We start from the raw sequence: 848 nt of genomic DNA on the forward strand, positions 1-848 counted from the left end.
AATCAGATCTGCTGCAAAACGTCGGGCGTCCTCTTCTTTCCTCGCGCAATCAAGGAACAAGACTTGACAGTTCAAATCGGCGTCAATGGCCACTCCATGTTCGCCTCCGGGGCGTACCGCCAGATCAATGACGAGGACGTCTTCAAGACGCTCGCCGCACATAAAGTCAAGCGATACCGCCTGACCATTCCTCTGGCGGCTGACACTGATCCATGGGTAGCGACGCGCTTCACCTCGATCGTAGGCCTTGCCGCCAACTATGGCGTCACTCTTGAACCTGTTCTGGCGCTTCCGCTAATGTGGGGCGACAAGACCGACGCCGGCAAGTATCCTGCCGGCGAAGCTGCTGCGATCTACTCCCAGGGCTACAATCGGACCCTGGCGTTTGTTCGGCAGTTCGCATCTTCAGTCGGCGACTGGGAACTTGGTAATGAGATCAATCTGACCGTGCGTGATGGCAACGGCTCTCCGTTGTTCGGCAAGGGGTGGACCTCTGCCGAGTTCGCGGCATATCCGTCGATGGCCGACTTCGCCAATCTCTTGCGGGGAATGTCGGACGCGATCGAGCAGGTACGCCGCGACACCGGCAGAAACCTTCGGCGCATCGTCGGCACCACATCGACGATGTTCGGCTACATCGACTTCATGAAGGCGAATGGCGTCAAGGTCGATGTGCTCGGCTATCACTATTACGAGCATGCCGGCGTGGACCCGACGAACTACTGGGGCGGAGTTCGTCCCAATTTGAACCTGTTCACAAAGCTGTCGAGCTACGGCGTTCCAGTCGCCATCAATGAGATGAACGGCGCCGAGATCTACGACTCAACGTTCGTCAACACCTCGACGTC

1 pseudogene is annotated in these 848 nt (G+C 57.8%); it reads left to right on the forward strand.

Annotation, left to right across the window (positions count from 1 at the left end):
• Nucleotides 1-848: pseudogene (locus tag IVB42_RS14865) on the forward strand (hypothetical protein); the annotation flags it as partial.

Origin of the sequence: Bradyrhizobium sp. 45 (genome assembly GCF_023073155.1) — a bacterium.
Classification (GTDB): Bacteria; Pseudomonadota; Alphaproteobacteria; order Rhizobiales; family Xanthobacteraceae; genus Bradyrhizobium; species Bradyrhizobium canariense_D.